Source organism: Streptomyces sp. DS1-CR2 (assembly GCF_055760475.1).
This window is the reverse complement of the sequence record NZ_CM147085.1, coordinates 5,809,199-5,826,986: the sequence shown is the minus strand read 5'-3', so window position 1 is coordinate 5,826,986 and position 17,788 is coordinate 5,809,199. Positions and strand designations below refer to the sequence as shown.

Annotated in this window: 17 protein-coding genes; 10 read left to right on the top strand and 7 right to left on the bottom strand. The window is 69.3% G+C overall.

All coding sequences use genetic code 11. From position 1 onward, the window contains the following. Window positions 1-105 precede the first annotated feature (105 nt). On the top strand, window positions 106-3,915 hold the full coding sequence (locus ACY0PA_RS27910) for a multifunctional oxoglutarate decarboxylase/oxoglutarate dehydrogenase thiamine pyrophosphate-binding subunit/dihydrolipoyllysine-residue succinyltransferase subunit (protein WP_473080336.1): 3,810 nt from the start codon (window positions 106-108) through the stop codon (window positions 3,913-3,915). A gap of 85 nt (window positions 3,916-4,000) precedes the next feature. Then, the gene (locus tag ACY0PA_RS27905) at window positions 4,001-4,183 is read left to right on the top strand and encodes a DUF6104 family protein (protein ID WP_473080335.1); all 183 of its coding nucleotides are present in this window, start codon (window positions 4,001-4,003) and stop codon (window positions 4,181-4,183) included. A 17-nt stretch (window positions 4,184-4,200) separates the two neighbouring features. Here ACY0PA_RS27905 and ACY0PA_RS27900 read toward each other — a convergent pair whose 3' ends face one another. After that, window positions 4,201-5,049 carry a hypothetical protein gene (locus ACY0PA_RS27900; protein ID WP_473080334.1) on the bottom strand — a complete coding sequence of 283 codons (849 nt, stop codon included), beginning with the start codon at window positions 5,047-5,049 and terminating at the stop codon, window positions 4,201-4,203. A 179-nt stretch (window positions 5,050-5,228) separates the two neighbouring features. On the opposite strand from ACY0PA_RS27900, the gene ACY0PA_RS27895 reads away from it, so the two are divergent. Further along, the gene (locus ACY0PA_RS27895; protein WP_473080333.1) at window positions 5,229-6,119 is read left to right on the top strand and encodes a DUF4097 family beta strand repeat-containing protein; all 891 of its coding nucleotides are present in this window, start codon (window positions 5,229-5,231) and stop codon (window positions 6,117-6,119) included. A 1-nt stretch (window position 6,120) separates the two neighbouring features. After that, window positions 6,121-7,161, top strand: coding sequence for a PadR family transcriptional regulator (locus ACY0PA_RS27890; protein ID WP_473080332.1), 1,041 nt, complete (start codon window positions 6,121-6,123; stop codon window positions 7,159-7,161). 89 nt (window positions 7,162-7,250) lie between these two features. On the opposite strand, the gene ACY0PA_RS27885 is transcribed toward ACY0PA_RS27890, so the two are convergent. Together ACY0PA_RS27885 and ACY0PA_RS27880 are read right to left on the bottom strand one after the other, a co-directional pair. After that, on the bottom strand, window positions 7,251-8,213 hold the full coding sequence (locus ACY0PA_RS27885) for a zinc-binding dehydrogenase (protein WP_473080331.1): 963 nt from the start codon (window positions 8,211-8,213) through the stop codon (window positions 7,251-7,253). Window positions 8,214-8,336: 123 nt separating this feature from the next. Beyond that, window positions 8,337-9,581, bottom strand: coding sequence for an NADP-dependent malic enzyme (locus ACY0PA_RS27880; protein WP_399969681.1), 1,245 nt, complete (start codon window positions 9,579-9,581; stop codon window positions 8,337-8,339). 580 nt (window positions 9,582-10,161) lie between these two features. Between ACY0PA_RS27880 and ACY0PA_RS27875 the strand changes: the two genes are divergently transcribed. The 3 genes from ACY0PA_RS27875 to ACY0PA_RS27865 are packed head-to-tail and all read left to right on the top strand — an operon-like array spanning window position 10,162 to window position 12,872. Beyond that, the gene (locus ACY0PA_RS27875; RefSeq protein ID WP_473080330.1) at window positions 10,162-11,124 is read left to right on the top strand and encodes an ABC transporter substrate-binding protein; all 963 of its coding nucleotides are present in this window, start codon (window positions 10,162-10,164) and stop codon (window positions 11,122-11,124) included. 42 nt (window positions 11,125-11,166) lie between these two features. Then, complete coding sequence (locus ACY0PA_RS27870; RefSeq protein WP_473080329.1) at window positions 11,167-12,114, top strand: amino acid ABC transporter permease; 948 nt, start codon at window positions 11,167-11,169, stop codon at window positions 12,112-12,114. Further along, entirely contained in the window at window positions 12,111-12,872 is a 762-nt protein-coding gene (locus ACY0PA_RS27865; protein WP_473080328.1) for an amino acid ABC transporter ATP-binding protein, read from the top strand. Before ACY0PA_RS27870 ends, ACY0PA_RS27865 begins: the two co-directional genes overlap by 4 nt. A 78-nt stretch (window positions 12,873-12,950) precedes the next feature. On the opposite strand, the gene ACY0PA_RS27860 is transcribed toward ACY0PA_RS27865, so the two are convergent. After that, a complete protein-coding gene (locus tag ACY0PA_RS27860; protein WP_473080327.1) occupies window positions 12,951-13,724 on the bottom strand; it encodes a class I SAM-dependent methyltransferase in 774 nt (257 codons plus the stop codon). A gap of 91 nt (window positions 13,725-13,815) precedes the next feature. On the opposite strand from ACY0PA_RS27860, the gene ACY0PA_RS27855 reads away from it, so the two are divergent. Continuing rightward, window positions 13,816-14,445: a CGNR zinc finger domain-containing protein gene (locus ACY0PA_RS27855; protein ID WP_473080326.1), complete on the top strand. Its 630-nt coding sequence runs from the start codon at window positions 13,816-13,818 to the stop codon at window positions 14,443-14,445. On the opposite strand, the gene sodX is transcribed toward ACY0PA_RS27855, so the two are convergent. After that, on the bottom strand, window positions 14,349-14,792 hold the full coding sequence (gene sodX / locus ACY0PA_RS27850; protein ID WP_473080325.1) for a nickel-type superoxide dismutase maturation protease: 444 nt from the start codon (window positions 14,790-14,792) through the stop codon (window positions 14,349-14,351). The two genes, ACY0PA_RS27855 and sodX, sit on opposite strands and share 97 nt — an antisense overlap. A 165-nt stretch (window positions 14,793-14,957) precedes the next feature. On the opposite strand from sodX, the gene sodN reads away from it, so the two are divergent. Further along, entirely contained in the window at window positions 14,958-15,353 is a 396-nt protein-coding gene (sodN, locus tag ACY0PA_RS27845; protein WP_356282509.1) for a superoxide dismutase, Ni, read from the top strand. 295 nt (window positions 15,354-15,648) lie between these two features. Here sodN and ACY0PA_RS27840 read toward each other — a convergent pair whose 3' ends face one another. Further along, window positions 15,649-16,317 (bottom strand): nitroreductase, encoded by a 669-nt coding sequence (locus ACY0PA_RS27840; protein ID WP_473080324.1) that lies wholly within the window; start codon window positions 16,315-16,317, stop codon window positions 15,649-15,651. A 142-nt stretch (window positions 16,318-16,459) separates the two neighbouring features. Here ACY0PA_RS27840 and ACY0PA_RS27835 point away from each other — a divergent pair, with 142 nt between their 5' ends. After that, complete coding sequence (locus ACY0PA_RS27835) at window positions 16,460-17,110, top strand: FMN-dependent NADH-azoreductase (protein WP_473080323.1); 651 nt, start codon at window positions 16,460-16,462, stop codon at window positions 17,108-17,110. 121 nt (window positions 17,111-17,231) lie between these two features. On the opposite strand, the gene ACY0PA_RS27830 is transcribed toward ACY0PA_RS27835, so the two are convergent. After that, the gene (locus ACY0PA_RS27830) at window positions 17,232-17,717 is read right to left on the bottom strand and encodes a MarR family winged helix-turn-helix transcriptional regulator (protein WP_473080322.1); all 486 of its coding nucleotides are present in this window, start codon (window positions 17,715-17,717) and stop codon (window positions 17,232-17,234) included. Window positions 17,718-17,788 lie beyond the last annotated feature (71 nt).

The following is a 17,788-nucleotide window of genomic DNA, read 5'->3' as shown; positions in this document are numbered from 1 at the left end:
ACGCGACGGATGACCGGCCCGGTCTGCAAGTCCCGGTGTTGGAGGCGTAGCCTTTATTCCCGCTGTCCATCACCTTGTGAGAAGCGGAAGAGGGCGGTTACCGCCGTGTCGCCACAGTCCCCCAGTAACTCGAGCACCTCGACCGACCAAGAGGCGCAGGGCAAGAGCCCTGCCGCCGCTTTCGGTCCCAATGAGTGGCTCGTCGACGAGATCTATCAGCAGTACCTCCAGGACCCGAATTCGGTTGACCGAGCCTGGTGGGACTTCTTCGCCGACTACAAGCCGGGTGCCCCGGCCCAGCCGACGACCGGAGCCCCCGCACAGGGTTCCGGTCCCGCCGGTGCCGCAGCCGCGGGGGCTGCGGGCACTGCCCCGGCGCCCGCCGCACCGGCAGCCCCGGCTCCGGCGCCGGCCCCGGCCCCGGTTCAGGCAGCCCCGGCCGCTCCGGTGGCTCCGGCCACCAAGCCCGCCACCGCTGCCCCCGCCAAGCCGGCCGCCGTCAAGGCTCCGGCGCCCGCCAAGGCGCAGCTCGCGACCGAGGCCCCCACCGGCCCCGAGTTCGTGACGCTGCGCGGCCCGAGCGCCGCGGTCGCGAAGAACATGAACGCCTCCATCGAGGTCCCCACGGCGACGTCCGTGCGCGCGGTCCCGGTGAAGCTGCTGTTCGACAACCGCATCGTCATCAACAACCACCTGAAGCGCGCCCGGGGCGGGAAGATCTCCTTCACCCACCTCATCGGCTACGCGATGGTGCAGGCCATCAAGGCCATGCCGTCGATGAACTACTCCTTCGCGGAGAAGGACGGCAAGCCGACGCTGGTCAAGCCGGAGCACATCAACTTCGGCCTCGCCATCGACCTGGTGAAGCCCAACGGCGACCGCCAGCTGGTCGTCGCGGGCATCAAGAAGGCCGAGACGCTGAACTTCTTCGAGTTCTGGCAGGCCTACGAGGACATCGTCCGCCGCGCCCGCGACGGCAAGCTCGGCATGGACGACTTCACCGGTGTCACGGTCTCGCTGACCAACCCCGGCGGCCTCGGCACCGTCCACTCCGTGCCGCGCCTGATGCCCGGACAGTCGGTCATCATGGGCGTCGGCTCGATGGACTACCCGGCGGAGTTCCAGGGAACGTCCCAGGACACCCTGAACAAGCTCGGCATCTCGAAGGTCATGACGCTCACGTCGACCTACGACCACCGGGTCATCCAGGGCGCCGCCTCCGGCGAGTTCCTGCGCGTCGTGGCGAACTTCCTCCTCGGTGAGGGCGAGTTCTACGACGAGATCTTCAAGGCGCTGCGCATCCCCTACGAGCCGGTCCGCTGGTTCAAGGACATCGACGCCTCGCACGACGACGACGTCACGAAGGCCGCCCGCGTCTTCGAGCTGATCCACTCCTTCCGGGTCCGCGGCCACGTCATGGCCGACACCGACCCGCTGGAGTACCGCCAGCGCAAGCACCCCGACCTGGACATCGCCGAGCACGGCCTCACCCTGTGGGACCTGGAGCGCGAGTTCGCGGTCGGCGGCTTCGCCGGCAAGTCGATGATGAAGCTGCGCGACATCCTCGGCGTCCTGCGCGACTCGTACTGCCGCACCACCGGCATCGAGTACATGCACATCCAGGACCCGAAGCAGCGCAAGTGGCTCCAGGACCGCGTCGAGCGCCCGCACTCCAAGCCGGAGCGCGAGGAGCAGCTGCGCATCCTGCGCCGGCTGAACGCGGCAGAGGCGTTCGAGACGTTCCTGCAGACGAAGTACGTCGGCCAGAAGCGCTTCTCCCTGGAGGGCGGCGAGTCCGTCATCCCGCTGCTCGACGCGGTCATCGACTCCGCCGCCGAGTCGCGCCTGGACGAGGTCGTCATCGGCATGGCCCACCGCGGCCGCCTGAACGTCCTGGCGAACATCGTCGGCAAGTCGTACGCGCAGATCTTCCGCGAGTTCGAGGGCAACCTCGACCCGAAGTCGATGCACGGCTCCGGCGACGTGAAGTACCACCTGGGCGCCCAGGGCACCTTCACCGGCCTGGACGGCGAGCAGATCAAGGTCTCGCTGGCCGCGAACCCGTCCCACCTGGAGACGGTCGACCCGGTCATCGAGGGCATCGTCCGCGCCAAGCAGGACATCATCAACAAGGGCGGCACGGACTTCACTGTCCTGCCGGTCGCCCTGCACGGTGACGCGGCCTTCGCGGGCCAGGGTGTGGTCGCCGAGACGCTCAACATGTCGCAGCTGCGCGGCTACCGCACGGGCGGCACGGTCCACATCGTCATCAACAACCAGGTCGGCTTCACCGCCGCCCCGGAGTCGTCGCGCTCCTCCATGTACGCCACGGACGTGGCCCGCATGATCGAGGCGCCGATCTTCCACGTGAACGGCGACGACCCCGAGGCCGTCGTCCGCGTTGCCCGACTGGCCTTCGAGTTCCGCCAGGCGTTCAACAAGGACGTCGTCATCGACCTGATCTGCTACCGCCGCCGCGGTCACAACGAGTCGGACAACCCGGCGTTCACGCAGCCGCTGATGTACGACCTGATCGACAAGAAGCGCTCGGTGCGCAAGCTCTACACCGAGTCCCTCATCGGCCGCGGCGACATCACGCTCGAAGAGGCCGAGCAGGCGCTGCAGGACTTCCAGGGCCAGCTGGAGAAGGTGTTCGCCGAGGTCCGCGAGGCCACGGCGCTCCCGGCCCCGGCTCCGGCGATCGACCCGCAGGCCGAGTTCCCGGTCGCCGTGACCACCGCGATCTCCCAGGAGACCGTGAAGCGGATCGCCGAGTCGCAGGTCAACATCCCCGACCGCGTCACCGTCCACCCGCGTCTGCTGCCGCAGCTGCAGCGCCGCGCGGCGATGATCGAGGACGGCACGATCGACTGGGGCATGGGCGAGACGCTCGCCATCGGGTCCCTGCTCCTCGAGGGCACCCCGGTGCGCCTCTCGGGCCAGGACTCGCGCCGCGGCACGTTCGGCCAGCGGCACGCGGTCCTGATCGACCGAGAGACGGGCGAGGACTTCACCCCGCTCCTGTACCTCTCGGACGACCAGGCGCGTTACAACGTCTACGACTCCCTGCTCTCCGAGTACGCGGTCATGGGCTTCGAGTACGGCTACTCGCTGGCCCGTCCCGAGTCGCTCGTGATGTGGGAGGCGCAGTTCGGCGACTTCGTCAACGGCGCGCAGACGGTGGTGGACGAGTACATCTCGGCCGCCGAGCAGAAGTGGGGCCAGACCTCCGGCGTCACGCTGCTCCTGCCGCACGGCTACGAGGGCCAGGGCCCGGACCACTCGTCCGCCCGCCCGGAGCGCTTCCTCCAGCTGTGCGCGCAGAACAACATGACGGTCGCCATGCCGACGCTCCCGTCGAACTACTTCCACCTCCTGCGGTGGCAGGTGCACAACCCGCACCACAAGCCGCTGGTGGTCTTCACCCCGAAGTCGATGCTGCGCCTCAAGGCCGCCGCGTCGAAGGCGGAGGAGTTCACGGAGGGCGGTTTCCGTCCCGTCATCGGCGACGGCTCGGTGGACCCGGCCGCGGTCCGCAAGGTCGTCTTCTGCGCGGGCAAGGTCTACTACGACCTCGATGCCGAGCGTCAGAAGCGCGGCGTGACGGACACGGCGATCATCCGCATCGAGCGCCTGTACCCGCTTCCGGGTGCCGAGCTCCAGGCGGAGATCTCCAAGTACCCGAACGCGGAGAAGTACCTGTGGGCGCAGGAGGAGCCGGCGAACCAGGGCGCGTGGCCCTTCATCGCCCTCAACCTGATCGACCACCTGGATCTGGCGGTCGGCGCCGACGTCCCGCACGGTGAGCGCCTGCGCCGCATCTCGCGGCCGCACGGCTCGTCCCCGGCGGTCGGCTCGGCGAAGCGCCACCAGGCGGAGCAGGAGCAGCTGGTGCGCGAGGTCTTCGAGGCCTGAGCAGCCTGACCTCGTACGTACGATTGTGGGGCCCGGGACATCGTCCCGGGCCCCACGTCCGTATCACCCCAGGAGCGACTGGCCCATGTACTTCACCGACCGCGGCATCGAGGAACTGGAGAAGCGGCGCGGCGAGGAGGAGGTCACCTTCGAGTGGCTTGCCGAGCAGCTGCGCACGTTCGTCGATCTGAACCCGGACTTCGAGGTGCCGGTCGAGCGGCTGGCCACGTGGCTGGCGCGTCTCGACGAGGACGACGACGAGGAGTAGCCGGTCCCGGGCAGGTCTCAGTCCCAGGCGCGCAGCCGGTCGTAGGCGAGGCCGAGCGCGCCGTGCACGACGAGGAGCGTGCCCGCGACCGCCCGGCCGATGCCGCGTCGGCGCAGGCCCCAGACCGTGAGCGGGATGCCCACGGCGAGCTGGCCCGCCGCCGCTGTGCGCGCCTTGGGGCCGCGCAGCCAGGGCCCCATGGCACCGCGCTCGACGACGTCGAGTTCCGCGCGTACGGCGTCCCGCCAGCCCGACCACACGACGTACTCGGCGCCGGGCTGCACGCGCGCGACCGCGCGCAGCCGGTCGGCGGGTTCACCGGGGCTCATGCCCGGCGGGAGCGTCAGCCCCGCGCGCGTGAGGACCGCCAGCAGGCCGAGCAGGCGGGCGCGGGCGTCCGCCGCGCTGTCGGGCCGGGTGAGGGCCTCCAGCGACAGCATGTCCAGGACGGGGTCGAGGCCGAGGCGCGCGGCGAACGTGCGCATGGCCTCGTCCTCGCCGACGGGCGTGCCGTTCGCCAGCCATACGTAGCCGACGGGGCGGCGGAACCCGGAGGCGAGGGTGTAGCCGCTGCGTTCGGCGTCCCACCACAAGGCGAGCACCGGCCAGGGGGCGCTGACGGCGAGGGCCGCGGCCCAGCCCGCGAGGACGCTGTCGACCGGTTCACCGCCGTGCAGCCCGGGCTTGCCCTCGGGGATCAGGACGCTCCACTCGGGTCCTGCCTGGGCGAGGAGCATGCGTTCGCGCAGGAGCTGGGCGGCGGGGCCGACGGTGGCGGGGTCGGCGCGGCACAGCAGCAGCGCTCCCGCGGCCCTGGCCTGCGGGGCGGGGGTGCCGGCGGAGTCGGCGGTGGCGTCGGACGGCATGGACTCAACGCTAGGTCAGTTTGTGAGGTTTGGCCCCTGAATGCCCCTGTGCGGGATGGCCAGTACGACGGAATCCAGTCGCGACTGTCTTGACTTTCCGTATCCGCGATATATCGTGTCTCACGAGGGTGCGATACAGCGCGTTCGCTCCCGAGCCGTCCCGCCGAGGAGGTCGCACCATGCCCGAGTGGTCCGTGGCAGAGCCCCACAAACTCGCCTTCGACGAGCCCGTGACGACGCTCCACGTACGCATCGTCAACGGAACGGTGAACGTCGTGGGCACAGACGAAGGTTCCGCCCGCCTCGAGGTGTCCGGGATCGAGGGCCCGCCGCTCCAGGTGACCCTGGCGGACGGCGTGCTGACCGTCGCGTACGACGACCTGCCCTGGAAGGGCTTCCTCAAGTGGCTCGACCGCAAGGGCTGGCGCCGCAGCGCCGTCGTGTCCCTGGCGGTCCCGGCGGGCACCGGAGTCGAGGTCGGCGTCGTCGGCGCCGGCGCGGTCGTCTCCGGGATACAGGGACGTACGGAGGTCAAGGGCGTCACCGGTGACACGACACTGGTCGGCGTCGCGGGCGACGTGCGCACGGACACCGTCTCCGGGAATCTCGAGGCCCAGGCGGTCACGGGCGACCTGCGCTTCAACTCCGTGTCCGGTGACCTGACCGTCGTCGAGGGCGCGGGCCCCTCCGTGCGGGCCGAATCGGTGAGCGGCTCGATGATCGTGGACCTCGACCCGGCCGACCGGGCGACGGATGTGAACCTGACGAGCGTCTCGGGCGAGATCGCGATCCGCCTCCCGCACCCAGCGGACGCGGAGGTCGAGGCGAACACGGCGAGCGGAGCCGTGTCGAACGCCTTCGAGGATCTGCGGGTCGGCGGCCACTGGGGCGCCAAGAGCATCACGGGCAGGCTCGGCACAGGCCGCGGAAAGCTCAAGGCGACCACGGTCTCCGGATCGATCGCGCTCCTACGGCGGCCTCCGGCGGAGGACTGCACACAGCCCCCCGCCGAGGACTCCCCCGCCACTGACGCCGCCGCCGGCGTCCCGGCCGACAAGAAGGTGCTCTGACATGCCCCCCGTCTTCGCCCACGGCCGCTTGCGCCTGTACCTCCTGAAGCTGCTCGACGGGGCCCCGCGCCACGGGTACGAGGTGATCAGGCTCCTGGAGGAACGCTTCCAGGGCCTGTACGCCCCCTCAGCCGGCACGGTGTACCCGCGCCTGGCGAAGCTGGAGGCCGAAGGCCTGGTCACGCACACCACGGAGGGCGGCAGAAAGGTCTACTCGATCACCGACGCGGGCCGCGCCGAGCTGGCCGACCGCAGCGGTGAGCTGGCCGACCTGGAGCTGGAGATCCGCGAGTCCGTGGCGGAGCTCGCCGCCGAGATCCGGGACGACGTGCGGGGCGCGGCGGGCGATCTGCGCCGCGAGATGCGGGCGGCCGCCTCGGAGGCGAGGAACGGGTCGGGTACGACCACGCGCAAGAGTGAGCGGCAGAGCCCGTTCGGCGACTTCCAGGACTTCGGGGACAAGGAGGCGTGGCGCGCGGCCAAGGAGGAGCTGCGCCGCGCCCGGCAGGAGTGGAAGGAGCAGGCAAGGCGCGCGAAGGACGAGAGCCGCCGGGCCCGCGAGGAGGCCCAGCGGGCGCGCCGGCAGGCCAAGGAGGCCCAGGAGCAGGCGCGCGAGCAGGCGCAGGAGCAGGTCCAGCGTCTGGCGCAGCGGGTGCAGGACCAGGTCCAGGACCACTTCGCGCAGGGCGACTGGCCCACGGGGGTCCGGGAGGGCCTGAGCGAACTGGCCAGGGAGTTCGGCGACTTCGGCAAGTACTTCGGCAAGGAGACGGGTGGCGCGGCCCGTTCGGACAGCGCCGGGCCCGAGGTGCGGGTCACTCATGGGGACATCCCCGCGGAGTATCTGCCGTCATGGACCCACGAGGACTCGACCGGTGACCCGGCCCGCGATCTGGACCGTCTCCTCGACCGCTTCCGCGACGACATCCGCGACGCGGCCAGGGACCACGGGGTGACAGAGGATCAACTCCGCGAGGCCAGGAGCCGGTTGTCGGAGGCGGCGGCGCACATCGGGGCTTCCCTGCAGGCACCCAAGGGCTGACCCGCGGTGAGGCCCACGGCGAGGACGGTCGAGGGGCGCCGCCCCTCGACCCTCACAGGCCCGCCGAGGTCAGTCGAGGCCAGTCGAGGTCAGACCGTCAGCACGATCTTGCCGAACTGGCCGCCGGCCTCCATCCGCTCGAAGCCCTCGCGGGCGCGGTCCAGCGGGAGGGTCTCGTCGATCACGGGACGCACACCGGTGGCCGCGCAGAACGACAGCAGGTCCTCCAGCTCGTCCTTCGAGCCCATCGTGGAGCCGACGATCTTCAGCTCCAGGAAGAAGACGCGGGTCAGCTCGGCGTGCGAGGGGCGGTCCCCGCTCGTGGCGCCGGAGATGACGACCGTGCCACCGGGCTTGAGCGACTTGATCGAGTGCGACCAGGTGGCCGCGCCGACCGTCTCGATGACGGCGTCCACGCGCTGCGGCAGCCGCGCACCCGACTCCACGGCCTCGACGGCGCCGAGCTCCAGGGCGCGCTTGCGCTTGGCCTCGTCGCGGCTGGTCGCGAAGACCTTGAGACCGGCCGCCTTGCCGAGGACGATCGCGGCCGTGGCGACCCCGCCGCCGGCGCCCTGCACCAGCACGGAGTCACCGGGCCGCACACCGGCGTTGGTGAACAGCATCCGGTACGCCGTCAGCCACGCGGTCGGCAGGCAGGCCGCCTCCTCGAAGCTGAGCTCCTTCGGCTTGGGCAGTACGTTCCACTCGGGCACGGTCACCTGCTCGGCGAAGGTGCCCTGGTACTTCTCGGTGAGGATGGACCGGCCCTCCCGGGCCCCGACCCCGTAACCGGCCTGGCCGATGACGGAGTGCAGGACGACCTCGTTGCCGTCCTGGTCGATCCCGGCGGCGTCGCAGCCGAGGATCATCGGGAGCTTGTCCTCACCGAGTCCGACCCCGCGCAGGGACCACAGGTCGTGGTGGTTGAGGGAGGCGGCCTTGACATTCACGGTCGTCCAGCCGGGGCGGGCCTCGGGGGCCGGGCGATCCCCCAACTCAAGGCCGTTCAGCGGCTGGTCACGGTCGATTCGGGCGGCGTAGGCAGCGAACATGACCTTGACCATAGGTCCGCGGGGTGCCGCGCGGAACACCGTAGGGCTGTGACACGCGCCGCGCCCCGTGTCCCACGGAGTCGATCCGTGGCGCACGGGGCGCGGTCGGGGCCTGCGGCGTGATCAGCGTCGGGCGACGCCCTCGGCGCGCGCGGCGGCGGCGACGGCCGCGGTCACCGCGGGAGCGACCCGCTCGTCGAACGGCGAGGGGATGACGTACCCGGCGTCCAGGTCGTCACCGACCACGTCGGCGAGCGCGTCGGCCGCCGCGATCTTCATGCCCTCGGTGATCCGCGACGCCCGCACCTGAAGGGCACCGGCGAAGATGCCGGGGAAGGCGAGGACGTTGTTGATCTGGTTCGGGTAGTCGGAGCGCCCCGTCGCGACGACCGCCGCGTACTTGTGCGCCACGTCCGGGTGAACCTCGGGGTTCGGGTTGGCCATCGCGAAGACGAAGGCGCCGGGCGCCATCGAGGCGACCGCGGGCTCCGGGACCGTACCGCCGGAGACGCCGATGAACACGTCCGCGCCGGCGAGCGCCGTCTCGAGCGAACCCGTGATGTTGGCCTTGTTGGTGAGCTCGGCCAGCTCGCGCTTGACGTCCGTGAGGTCCTCGCGGTCGCGGCTGACGATGCCCTTGCGGTCCGCGACCGCCACGTCGCCGAGCCCCGCCTCGAGGAGGAACTTGGCGATGGCGACACCGGCCGCGCCGGCGCCCGAGATCACGGCGCGCAGCTCGCCGAGCGCGCGCCCGCTGAGCTTGGCCGCGTTCTTCAGCGCAGCCAGCGTGACCACGGCGGTGCCGTGCTGGTCGTCGTGGAAGACCGGGATGTCGAGCCGCTCCTGCAGCCTGCGCTCGATCTCGAAGCAGCGCGGCGCCGAGATGTCCTCGAGGTTCACACCGCCGAACGAGGGAGCGAGCCGGACGACGGTCTCGATGATCTCGTCCGTGTCGGTCGTGCCGAGCGCGATCGGCACCGCGTCGACGCCGCCGAACTGCTTGAACAGGATCGCTTTGCCCTCCATCACCGGGAGGGACGCCTCGGGACCGATGTCCCCGAGGCCGAGCACAGCGGTGCCGTCGGTGACGACGGCCACGACGGACGACTTCCACGTGTAGTCGTGGACGAGCTCGGGATTCTCCGCGATCGCGGAGCACACCTTCGCGACACCCGGCGTGTACGCCAGGGACAGGTCGTCCTTGTTGCGCACCGGCACGGTGGCCTGCACGGCCATTTTGCCGCCGCGGTGCAGCGCGAAGGCCGGATCGAAGGGCTCTTCGGTGCTTTCATTGCCGGTATGCGCCGGGCCCGCACTGGCCTGGCCGGAACCGGCGTCGCTGCGAGGATTGACGATCTCCGCTGCCACTTGTATGACCCCTTAAGTCTTAATCATCAGTTGAGGGTGGGTCCGCTCCTGGTTGAGGAACGGGCGGGCACCGCGTATGACCCACATGTCGGGTGTCTTGCACTCGTACGGGTCAGTACGCGATGGGCGCGCCGCACGCGCGCCCTGAGCCCCGGATGAGGGGTGTAAAGAACCTTCTTACCTGACGGACGCCGCCCCGGACGAGTCCATTTGTGATCGATCACAGCGCGGTGACATGACTCATAGCCGAGGATCCGAGCATGGGGGCCGGACCTCAAGCCGACCTCAAAGCCGACGGTGCGTCGCTCACATGGTGAGACACCGCCCGCGTGGCCGCAGATCTTCCGGCCGGACAGCGGTATCACCGCAGATGTTCGCTCACCCGTTGGCGCGATGTACCGGCCTGTCGGGGTCTGGGAGCGGTAGGGGGGTAACCCGTTATCCGATTTTGACATAGCAGGGGCCCTGAATGGCCCGGTCCGAATGGCAAGATGCCGTAATCACACGAGGTCGCGACACTCGAAGATGTGTGCCGGATCTCTGCATCGGCTACTCCCTCACCCTGCCGGAGGAACCAGAAATGACCGCAAGCACCACCCGTCGTTCGACCGCAGCGAAGTCCGCGAAGTCCCGGATTGCCGTGGTCGGCGCGATCGCGGTCGCAGGCACTCTGCTGCTGTCCGGCTGCGGTGACCAGACCAAGGACAAGAGCGCGCCCGCCGACTCCACCAAGGGCGCTCCGCTCGCGAGCAAGCTCCCCAAGGAGCTCCGCGACAAGGGCGTCATCACGGTCGGTTCGGACATCGCGTACGCGCCGGTCGAGTTCAAGGACAAGTCCGGCAACACCGCCGGCATCGACCCCGACCTCGCGGCCGCCATGGGCAAGCAGCTCGGCGTGAAGTTCGAGTTCCAGAACGGCACGTTCGATACCCTCATCACCGGTCTGCGCTCCAAGCGCTACGACATCGCGATGTCGGCGATGACGGACACCGCGGACCGGCAGAACGGTGTCGACTCCGACACCGGCAAGAAGGTCGGCGAGGGCGTCGACTTCGTGGACTACTTCAACGCGGGCGTCTCGATCTACACGCCGAAGGGCAAGACCCAGGGCATCAAGACCTGGTCCGACCTGTGCGGCAAGAAGGTCGTCGTCCAGCGCGGCACGGTCTCCCACGACCTGGCCAAGGCCGAGGCGAAGAAGTGCAAGGGCGGCAAGAAGCTCTCCATCGAGGCCTTCGACAACGACCAGCAGGCCCAGACCCGGCTGCGCTCCGGCGGCGCCGACGCCGGTTCGTCCGACTTCCCGGTCGCCGCGTACGCGGTGAAGACCTCGGGCGGCGGCAAGGACTTCGAGATCGTCGGCGACCAGGTCGAGGCCGCCCCGTACGGCATCGCGGTCGCCAAGGGCAACACCCAGCTGCGGGACGCCCTGAAGGCCGCGCTCGACGCCCTCATCAAGAACGGCGAGTACGAGAAGATCATCGCGAAGTGGGGCGTCGAGGCCGGCGCCGTCAAGGAAGCCGCCGTCAACGGCGGCAAGTGACCGCGCCCCTCTCGTCACCCAGCCGTTTGAAAGGCAACACCCGTGTCTGTTGACATCGACAAGACGGACGGGCCCGAGGACGTCCCGCCGCCCCCCAAGGCGGGACCCGAGGCCATCAAGGCCATCCCGGTCCGTCACTACGGCCGCTATGTGGCCGCCGTCGTCGCGATCGCCGCGCTCGCCGCGATCATCTACGCGTTCGCCCAGGGCAAGATCAACTGGGGTGCGATCCCGGACTACTTCTTTGATCAGCGCATCATGAAGGGCGTCGGCCAGACCCTGCTGCTGACAGCCCTGTCCATGGCGATCGGCGTAGTCGGGGGCATCATGCTCGCCGTGATGCGCCTGTCGAAGAACCCCGTGACCTCATCGATCGCCTGGTTCTACATCTGGTTCTTCCGCGGCACCCCGGTCCTGGTCCAGCTGTTCGTCTGGTTCAACCTGGGCCTGGTCTTCGAGTACATCAACCTCGGTCCGATCTACAAGGACTACTGGTCCTCGTTCATGACGCCGTTCCTGACGGCGCTGCTCGGACTCGGCCTGAACGAGGCCGCGTACATGGCCGAGATCTGCCGCGCCGGCCTGCTCTCGGTCGACGAGGGCCAGACAGAGGCCTCGCACGCCCTCGGCATGAGCCACGCCAAGACCCTGCGCCGGATCGTGATCCCGCAGGCGATGCGCGTGATCGTGCCGCCCACGGGCAACGAGGTCATCAACATGCTGAAGACGACCTCGCTGGTCTCTGCTGTGCAGTACTACGAACTGCTGAAGTACGCCCAGGACATCGGCCAGACCTCCGGCTCCCCGGTGGAAATGCTCTTCCTCGCCGCCGCCTGGTACCTGATCATGACGTCGATCCTCAGCGTCGGCCAGTACTACCTGGAGCGTTACTACGCCCGCGGTTCCAGCCGCACGCTTCCTCCGACGCCGTTCCAGAAGATCAAGGCGAACCTGCTGTCGCTCTCGAGCCGTAAGGGGGTCACGGCATGACCGCCATGGTGAAGTCCGAAGGCGTCCACAAGTCCTTCGGCAACGTCGAGGTCCTCAAGGGCATCGACCTGGAGGTCAAGGAGGGCGAGGTCTTCTGCCTCATCGGCCCCTCCGGCTCCGGCAAGTCGACCTTCCTGCGGTGCATCAACCACCTGGAGAAGATCAACGCCGGCCGGCTCTACGTCGACGGCGAACTGGTCGGCTACCGGCAGAAGGGCGACAAGCTCTACGAGCTGAAGGACAGCGAGGTCGCGCTCAAGCGCCGGGACATCGGCATGGTGTTCCAGCGCTTCAACCTCTTCCCGCACCTGACGGCTCTCGAGAACGTCATGGAGGCGCCGGTCCAGGTCAAGGGCCAGTCCCGGTCGGCCGCGCGGGAGCGGGCCGGACAGCTCCTGGAGCGCGTGGGCCTGGCCGACAAGGCCAAGAACTACCCCTCGCAGCTCTCCGGCGGCCAGCAGCAGCGCGTCGCCATCGCCCGGGCCCTCGCGATGGACCCGAAGCTGATGCTCTTCGACGAGCCGACCTCGGCGCTCGACCCCGAGCTCGTCGGCGACGTCCTCGACGTCATGCGTGACCTCGCCGAGTCCGGCATGACGATGATCGTCGTGACGCACGAGATGGGCTTCGCGCGCGAGGTCGGCGACAGCCTCGTCTTCATGGACGGCGGCGTGGTCGTCGAGTCGGGCCACCCGCGCGACGTCCTGACGAACCCGCAGCACGAGCGCACGCAGGCCTTCCTGTCGAAGGTGCTGTAACTCCGCGCACGCAGCGGGAGGGGGCGGTACGGACATGGCGTCCGCACCGCCCCCTCCTGTATGCGCCCATGCGCAGCGCTACTTGACCGCGAGCACCAGCGCGTCCGAGGGCGAGCGCCAGACGGGGCGGGCCTCGCCGAACCCGGCGGCGCGCAGGGTGCGGGCGTGCCAGTCGGCCGACGGGGTCTCGCCGTCGGCGTGCTCCCCGTAGATCTCGAAGCGCTCGGCGGTGGGTCCCGCGAGTACCGGGTCCTTGGCGGCGAGGGCCCACCACTCGGCCCAGCCGAGGGCGCCGGAGGCCTTGGCGCGGTCCATCTGCGCGTGGCGGTGGGCGCGTTCGGCGGCGTTGATCCGGGGCGTGGTGTCGTCGATCATGTGGTCGGCGTTCATGAAGACGCCGCCGTCGCGGACGAGGGCGGCGATCTGTCCGTAGAGGGTGGCGAGCGGTTCGTTGTGCAGCCAGTGCAGGGCGGTGGCGGTCAGGACGGCGTCGTACGAGGTGTGCGGCAGCCGCGCGGCCCAGTGCGGGTCCTTGAGGTCGGCGGTCACGAAGGTGACGCGGTCGTCGTCGGCGAAGGTGCCCTCGGCGATGGCGAGCAGCGCGGGGTCGAGGTCGACGCCGACACTGGTGGCTCCGGGGAACCTCTTCAGGAGCCGGTCCGTAATACTTCCCGTACCGCACGCGAGGTCGAGCACGCGCGGCGTGGGCCCGGTGAAGGCCTCCACCATGTCGAGCATGACCCGCAGCCGCTCCTCGCGGTCGGGCATGTACCACTCCTGCTGCCGGTCCCAGCTGTCCTGCCAGGCGCGCCAGTCGGCGGTGAATCCGGCGGTTTCCGTAGATCCCGTCATCGAGAACCCTCCCGTACGTAATACCCTCGAAGTAAGAGCAGCCATTACTCCCGTCATCGACGAAGATAGACCGCCCCGGTAAGGACTACAAGTGGAACTGGCCTATTACTCGGACTACGCCGTACGTCTGGTCAACAGCGAGGAGCCGGGTCGTGGCAAGGACTCCCTGACCACGGTCGAGGCGGTGCGCGACCTGTTCGGCGCCAACCAGTCGGCGGCCCGGCGCGCCACGGACGCCGACCTGACCCGCTTCCGCGGCGTACGGGCGCGCCTGCGCTCGGTCTTCGAGGCGGCGCACGACGGCGACGAGACACTCGCGGTCGACCTGCTGAACTCGCTCCTCCTGGAGTTCCCGGTGAGCCCGCAGATCTCCGGACACGACCACCGGGACGACGACGACCGCCCGTTGTGGCACATGCACCTCGCGGACCACCCGTCGAACGCGACAGCGGGATACGCGGCGATCGCCGCGATGGGCCTCGCCTTCCACCTCACGGAGTACGGCGTGGACCGCCTCGGCCTGTGCGAGGCGTCGCCGTGCCGCAACGCCTACCTGGACACGTCGACGAACCGCTCCCGGCGCTACTGCTCGGACCGATGTGCGACCCGCGCGAACGTGGCGGCCTACCGCGCCCGCAAGCGCGCCGAGGCGGACCGGTCGGACAGCACGGGCCGCAGCGCCGAGAACGCCCAAGTGGCCACGGCCGCGACGGACAGCTGACGCTCGCCCTCCACCCACGGCTTGCGGCGGCGCAGGCGCCCGCGCACCTTGGCGAGCACGAGGTCGTGGGGCACCGTCCCGTACACCTCGCTGTCGCCGCCGGCGTCGGGGTTGTCGCCGAGCACCCACCAACCCCCTTCCCTCCGCTCGGAGATCCGCTTCACCACGAGCAGATCCTGCTGGAAGGGGTGCCGCAGGATGACCACGTCCCCCGGCCGTACCCGCGCGCCGTGCTGCACGAGCATCCAGTCGCCGGGATACAGCGTGGGCACCATCGACGGCCCGTCCACCTCGATGATCTGGAACGGCACCCTGGCCTCCCGCGTCTCCTCCGCCGTCTCAGGCATCAGACATCCTCCCCGGTTCTGCCCGCCGGTCGTCCGGTCCCATCCTCCACCAGTCCCAGTCTGGCCCTGGACTTTTGTCCTAAGCCCCTGGGGGCACCCGAGAAATCGCCTCGGTCACGGAGTAATGTCCCACCTGAGAAGACGATCACGAGGAAGGACAGCTACATGCTTTCCCGCCTGTTTGCCCCCAAGGTGAAGGCCAGCGCGCACTGCGACCTGCCCTGCGGCGTGTACGACCCGGCCCAGGCCCGCATCGAGGCGGAGTCGGTCAAGGCCGTCCAGGACAAGATGGCCGCCAACGACGACCCTCAGTTCCAGACGCGCGCCATCCTCATCAAGGAGCAGCGCGCCGAGCTCGCCAAGCACCACGTGTCGGTGCTGTGGAGCGACTACTTCAAGCCGCCGCACTTCGAGAAGTACCCGGAGCTCAGCCAGCTGGTCAACGACACCCTGAAGGCCCTCTCGGCCGCCAAGGCGTCGAGCGACCCGGCGACGGGCCAGAAGGCTCTGGACTACATCGCCCAGATCGACAAGATCTTCTGGGAGACGAAGAAGGCCTGATCTTCGATCATGCCGCTTGACCTGCGATTTCTTCGATCGTCTGGTCTACCTGTCCGCACCCGGTCCGCAGGCCGCCGAGCACGGCGTCCATGACGGTCCGGGTGCGGTCCTTTTTTGCCCGGCCACAGATGGGCGTATATCCGCGACATGAGGCGGGTCGCGGGTGAGCCGGGCAAGGTGCTCGCCTGCGTCCTCGGTCAGGGACAGGTGCGCCTGCGCGTCCGCGCGCATCGCCTCCCGCGACGGGCCGTCCAGCAGGAAACGGCGCCTTGCCCGGTTGAGCAGGTGGGCGGCGTCACGGACTGCCGACGAACGTGACCGTCTCGTCGAGCGGCGCCCGGCCTGTACGGGCGTCACTCACCGTGACGTCCTCATATCCGATCGACATGCCACAGAAGAGCATGAGCTCGTCCGGGGGTGACAGGACCTCCGCGACGGTCCTGTGAAACTTCGCCCATGCCATCTGCGGGCAACTGTGCAGCCCTTCGGCGCGAAGCAACAGCATGACGGTCTGCAGATACATCCCGACGTCGGACCATTGAGGCCGCCCCAGGTCGCGGTCGATGTAGCAGAACAAGGCGGCGGGCGCACCGAAACAGTCCCAGTTCGCGGCAGCGGCCCGCTGGCGCGCCTCTATGTCCTCGCGCGGAATGCCGAGCGCCCCGTAACGCTGCTCGCCGAACGCGAACCGGCGCTCGCGGTAGGGGGACGTCAGTGCGGGCGGGTACATCTCGTACTCCGGCTCGTCCCAGGGGTCACCTGCGGCCAGGCGCTCGTCGACGCGCTTCTTCACCTCGGCCAACGGCTCGCCGGTCACCACAAAGGCGTGCCAGGGCTGGAGGTTCGAACCGGACGGCGCCCACGCCGCGGCGGACAGCACGCGCTCCAGCACTTGCCTCGTGACCGGCTGGTCGGTGAATCCGCGCACCGCTCGTCGACTGGCGACCGCCTCATAGACGTCCATGATCACTCTCCTCCATACGGGATCATCTAGTTACACTCGCAATGGTATCAGTTGCTACTATCTCGCATGCGACTATCATCGGGCATGAATCCCCGGCCCTTGGTCTCCCGCCTCGGGCACCCGTCTTCTTTGGAGAAAGTCCATGGCCACGCTGCTGCACATCGACTCGTCCGTAATTCCCGGCGAGGCGTCCTCGTCCCGTTCGGTCACGGCCGCCTTCCGCAAGACCTGGGAAGAGCAGCACCCGCAGGGCACGGTGATCTACCGCGACCTCGCCGCGAACCCCGTCCCGCACATCACCGCCGACGCCTGGTCCGCCGGTTACGCCGCCCCGTCCGAGCGCACCCCGGAGCAGTCCGCCGCGTTCGCCGCGCGCGTGAAGCTCATGGAGGAGCTGGAGCAGGCGGACGCCGTGCTGATCGGCGCCCCCATGTACAACTACTCGATCCCGTCGACCCTCAAGGCGTGGCTGGACAACGTGCTCCTGCTCGGCCGCACGGCGGGCGAGACCCCCTCCGCCCAGGGCACGCCCGTCATCGTCGTCGCCAGCCGCGGCGGCTCCTACGCGCCGGGCACCCCGCGCGAGGGCTACGAGTTCGTACAGAACTACCTGGAGGCCGTATTCACGGGCACCCTCGGTCTGGACCTCGACTTCATCGTCCCGGAACTCACCATGGCACCCAGCAACCCGGCCATGTCCGAACTGGTCCCCCTCTACGAGGCTTCCCGCCGGCGTGCGTTCGAGGACGCCACCATCAAGGCCAACGAACTCGCGGAGCGCCTCGCCGCGTAACCTCCGGGCCCGTAGACGCCGTGTGACGGCTCACCCCAGAACGTCACACGGCGCCCTCGGTGCCTGCACTCTCTCCGACCGTGAGGGCGGCGTCTTGGCGCCGGGCCGACCGCGACAGCGCTTACGCGCCCCCGCCTTCGGGATAGGTGATCCGCGTCAGCAGATCTGCCAGCTGCGCGGGCTCGCCGGGCCCCAGTTCGATGACCAGGCGCTCAGCCAGCGGTTCCGCCGCCGCATGGGCCGCGTCGAAAAGTTCGAGTCCCTGAGGCGTGATCTCCACCGCTCGCGCCCGCCGGTCCCCCGGAACGGCCTTGCGTACAGCCAGCCCCTTGCGCTCCAGGTCGTCCACGACCCGCATGATTCCGGCCTTGTCCGATCCCGTCGCAGCCGCCAGGTCCCGCTGCACCGTGGGCCCGTGGTTGACCAGCTCGATCAGCACGGCGAAATGCCTCAGCTCGATGCCGAGCGGTCTGAGCGCCTCGGCCATCACCGTGGCCGCGCGCCAGTGCGCCCGGCGCAGCAGCAGTCCGAGAGCGAAAGGGGACGTGTCCCCAGGACGATCGGTCGCACGCGAGGCGGCGTCTTGGTGAGGAACGTCAGCGGCCATGCACACAAAATACCACCCATCCGCTCATTCGATATGGTATCGCTCACAACTAAGTGTGCAGCGTCGACGAC

What these genes read in the sequence shown, in the direction of transcription:
- ACY0PA_RS27905 (WP_473080335.1), top strand. Translation starts at nt 4,001, where the DNA reads ATGTACTTCACCGACCGCGGCATCGAGGAACTGGAGAAGCGGCGCGGC.
- ACY0PA_RS27900 (WP_473080334.1), bottom strand. Translation starts at nt 5,049, where the DNA reads ATGCCGTCCGACGCCACCGCCGACTCCGCCGGCACCCCCGCCCCGCAG.
- ACY0PA_RS27895 (WP_473080333.1), top strand. Translation starts at nt 5,229, where the DNA reads ATGCCCGAGTGGTCCGTGGCAGAGCCCCACAAACTCGCCTTCGACGAG.
- ACY0PA_RS27890 (WP_473080332.1), top strand. Translation starts at nt 6,121, where the DNA reads ATGCCCCCCGTCTTCGCCCACGGCCGCTTGCGCCTGTACCTCCTGAAG.
- ACY0PA_RS27885 (WP_473080331.1), bottom strand. Translation starts at nt 8,213, where the DNA reads ATGTTCGCTGCCTACGCCGCCCGAATCGACCGTGACCAGCCGCTGAAC.
- ACY0PA_RS27875 (WP_473080330.1), top strand. Translation starts at nt 10,162, where the DNA reads ATGACCGCAAGCACCACCCGTCGTTCGACCGCAGCGAAGTCCGCGAAG.
- ACY0PA_RS27865 (WP_473080328.1), top strand. Translation starts at nt 12,111, where the DNA reads ATGACCGCCATGGTGAAGTCCGAAGGCGTCCACAAGTCCTTCGGCAAC.
- ACY0PA_RS27860 (WP_473080327.1), bottom strand. Translation starts at nt 13,724, where the DNA reads ATGACGGGATCTACGGAAACCGCCGGATTCACCGCCGACTGGCGCGCC.
- sodX (WP_473080325.1), bottom strand. Translation starts at nt 14,792, where the DNA reads ATGCCTGAGACGGCGGAGGAGACGCGGGAGGCCAGGGTGCCGTTCCAG.
- sodN (WP_356282509.1), top strand. Translation starts at nt 14,958, where the DNA reads ATGCTTTCCCGCCTGTTTGCCCCCAAGGTGAAGGCCAGCGCGCACTGC.
- ACY0PA_RS27840 (WP_473080324.1), bottom strand. Translation starts at nt 16,317, where the DNA reads ATGGACGTCTATGAGGCGGTCGCCAGTCGACGAGCGGTGCGCGGATTC.
- ACY0PA_RS27835 (WP_473080323.1), top strand. Translation starts at nt 16,460, where the DNA reads ATGGCCACGCTGCTGCACATCGACTCGTCCGTAATTCCCGGCGAGGCG.
- ACY0PA_RS27830 (WP_473080322.1), bottom strand. Translation starts at nt 17,717, where the DNA reads ATGGCCGCTGACGTTCCTCACCAAGACGCCGCCTCGCGTGCGACCGAT.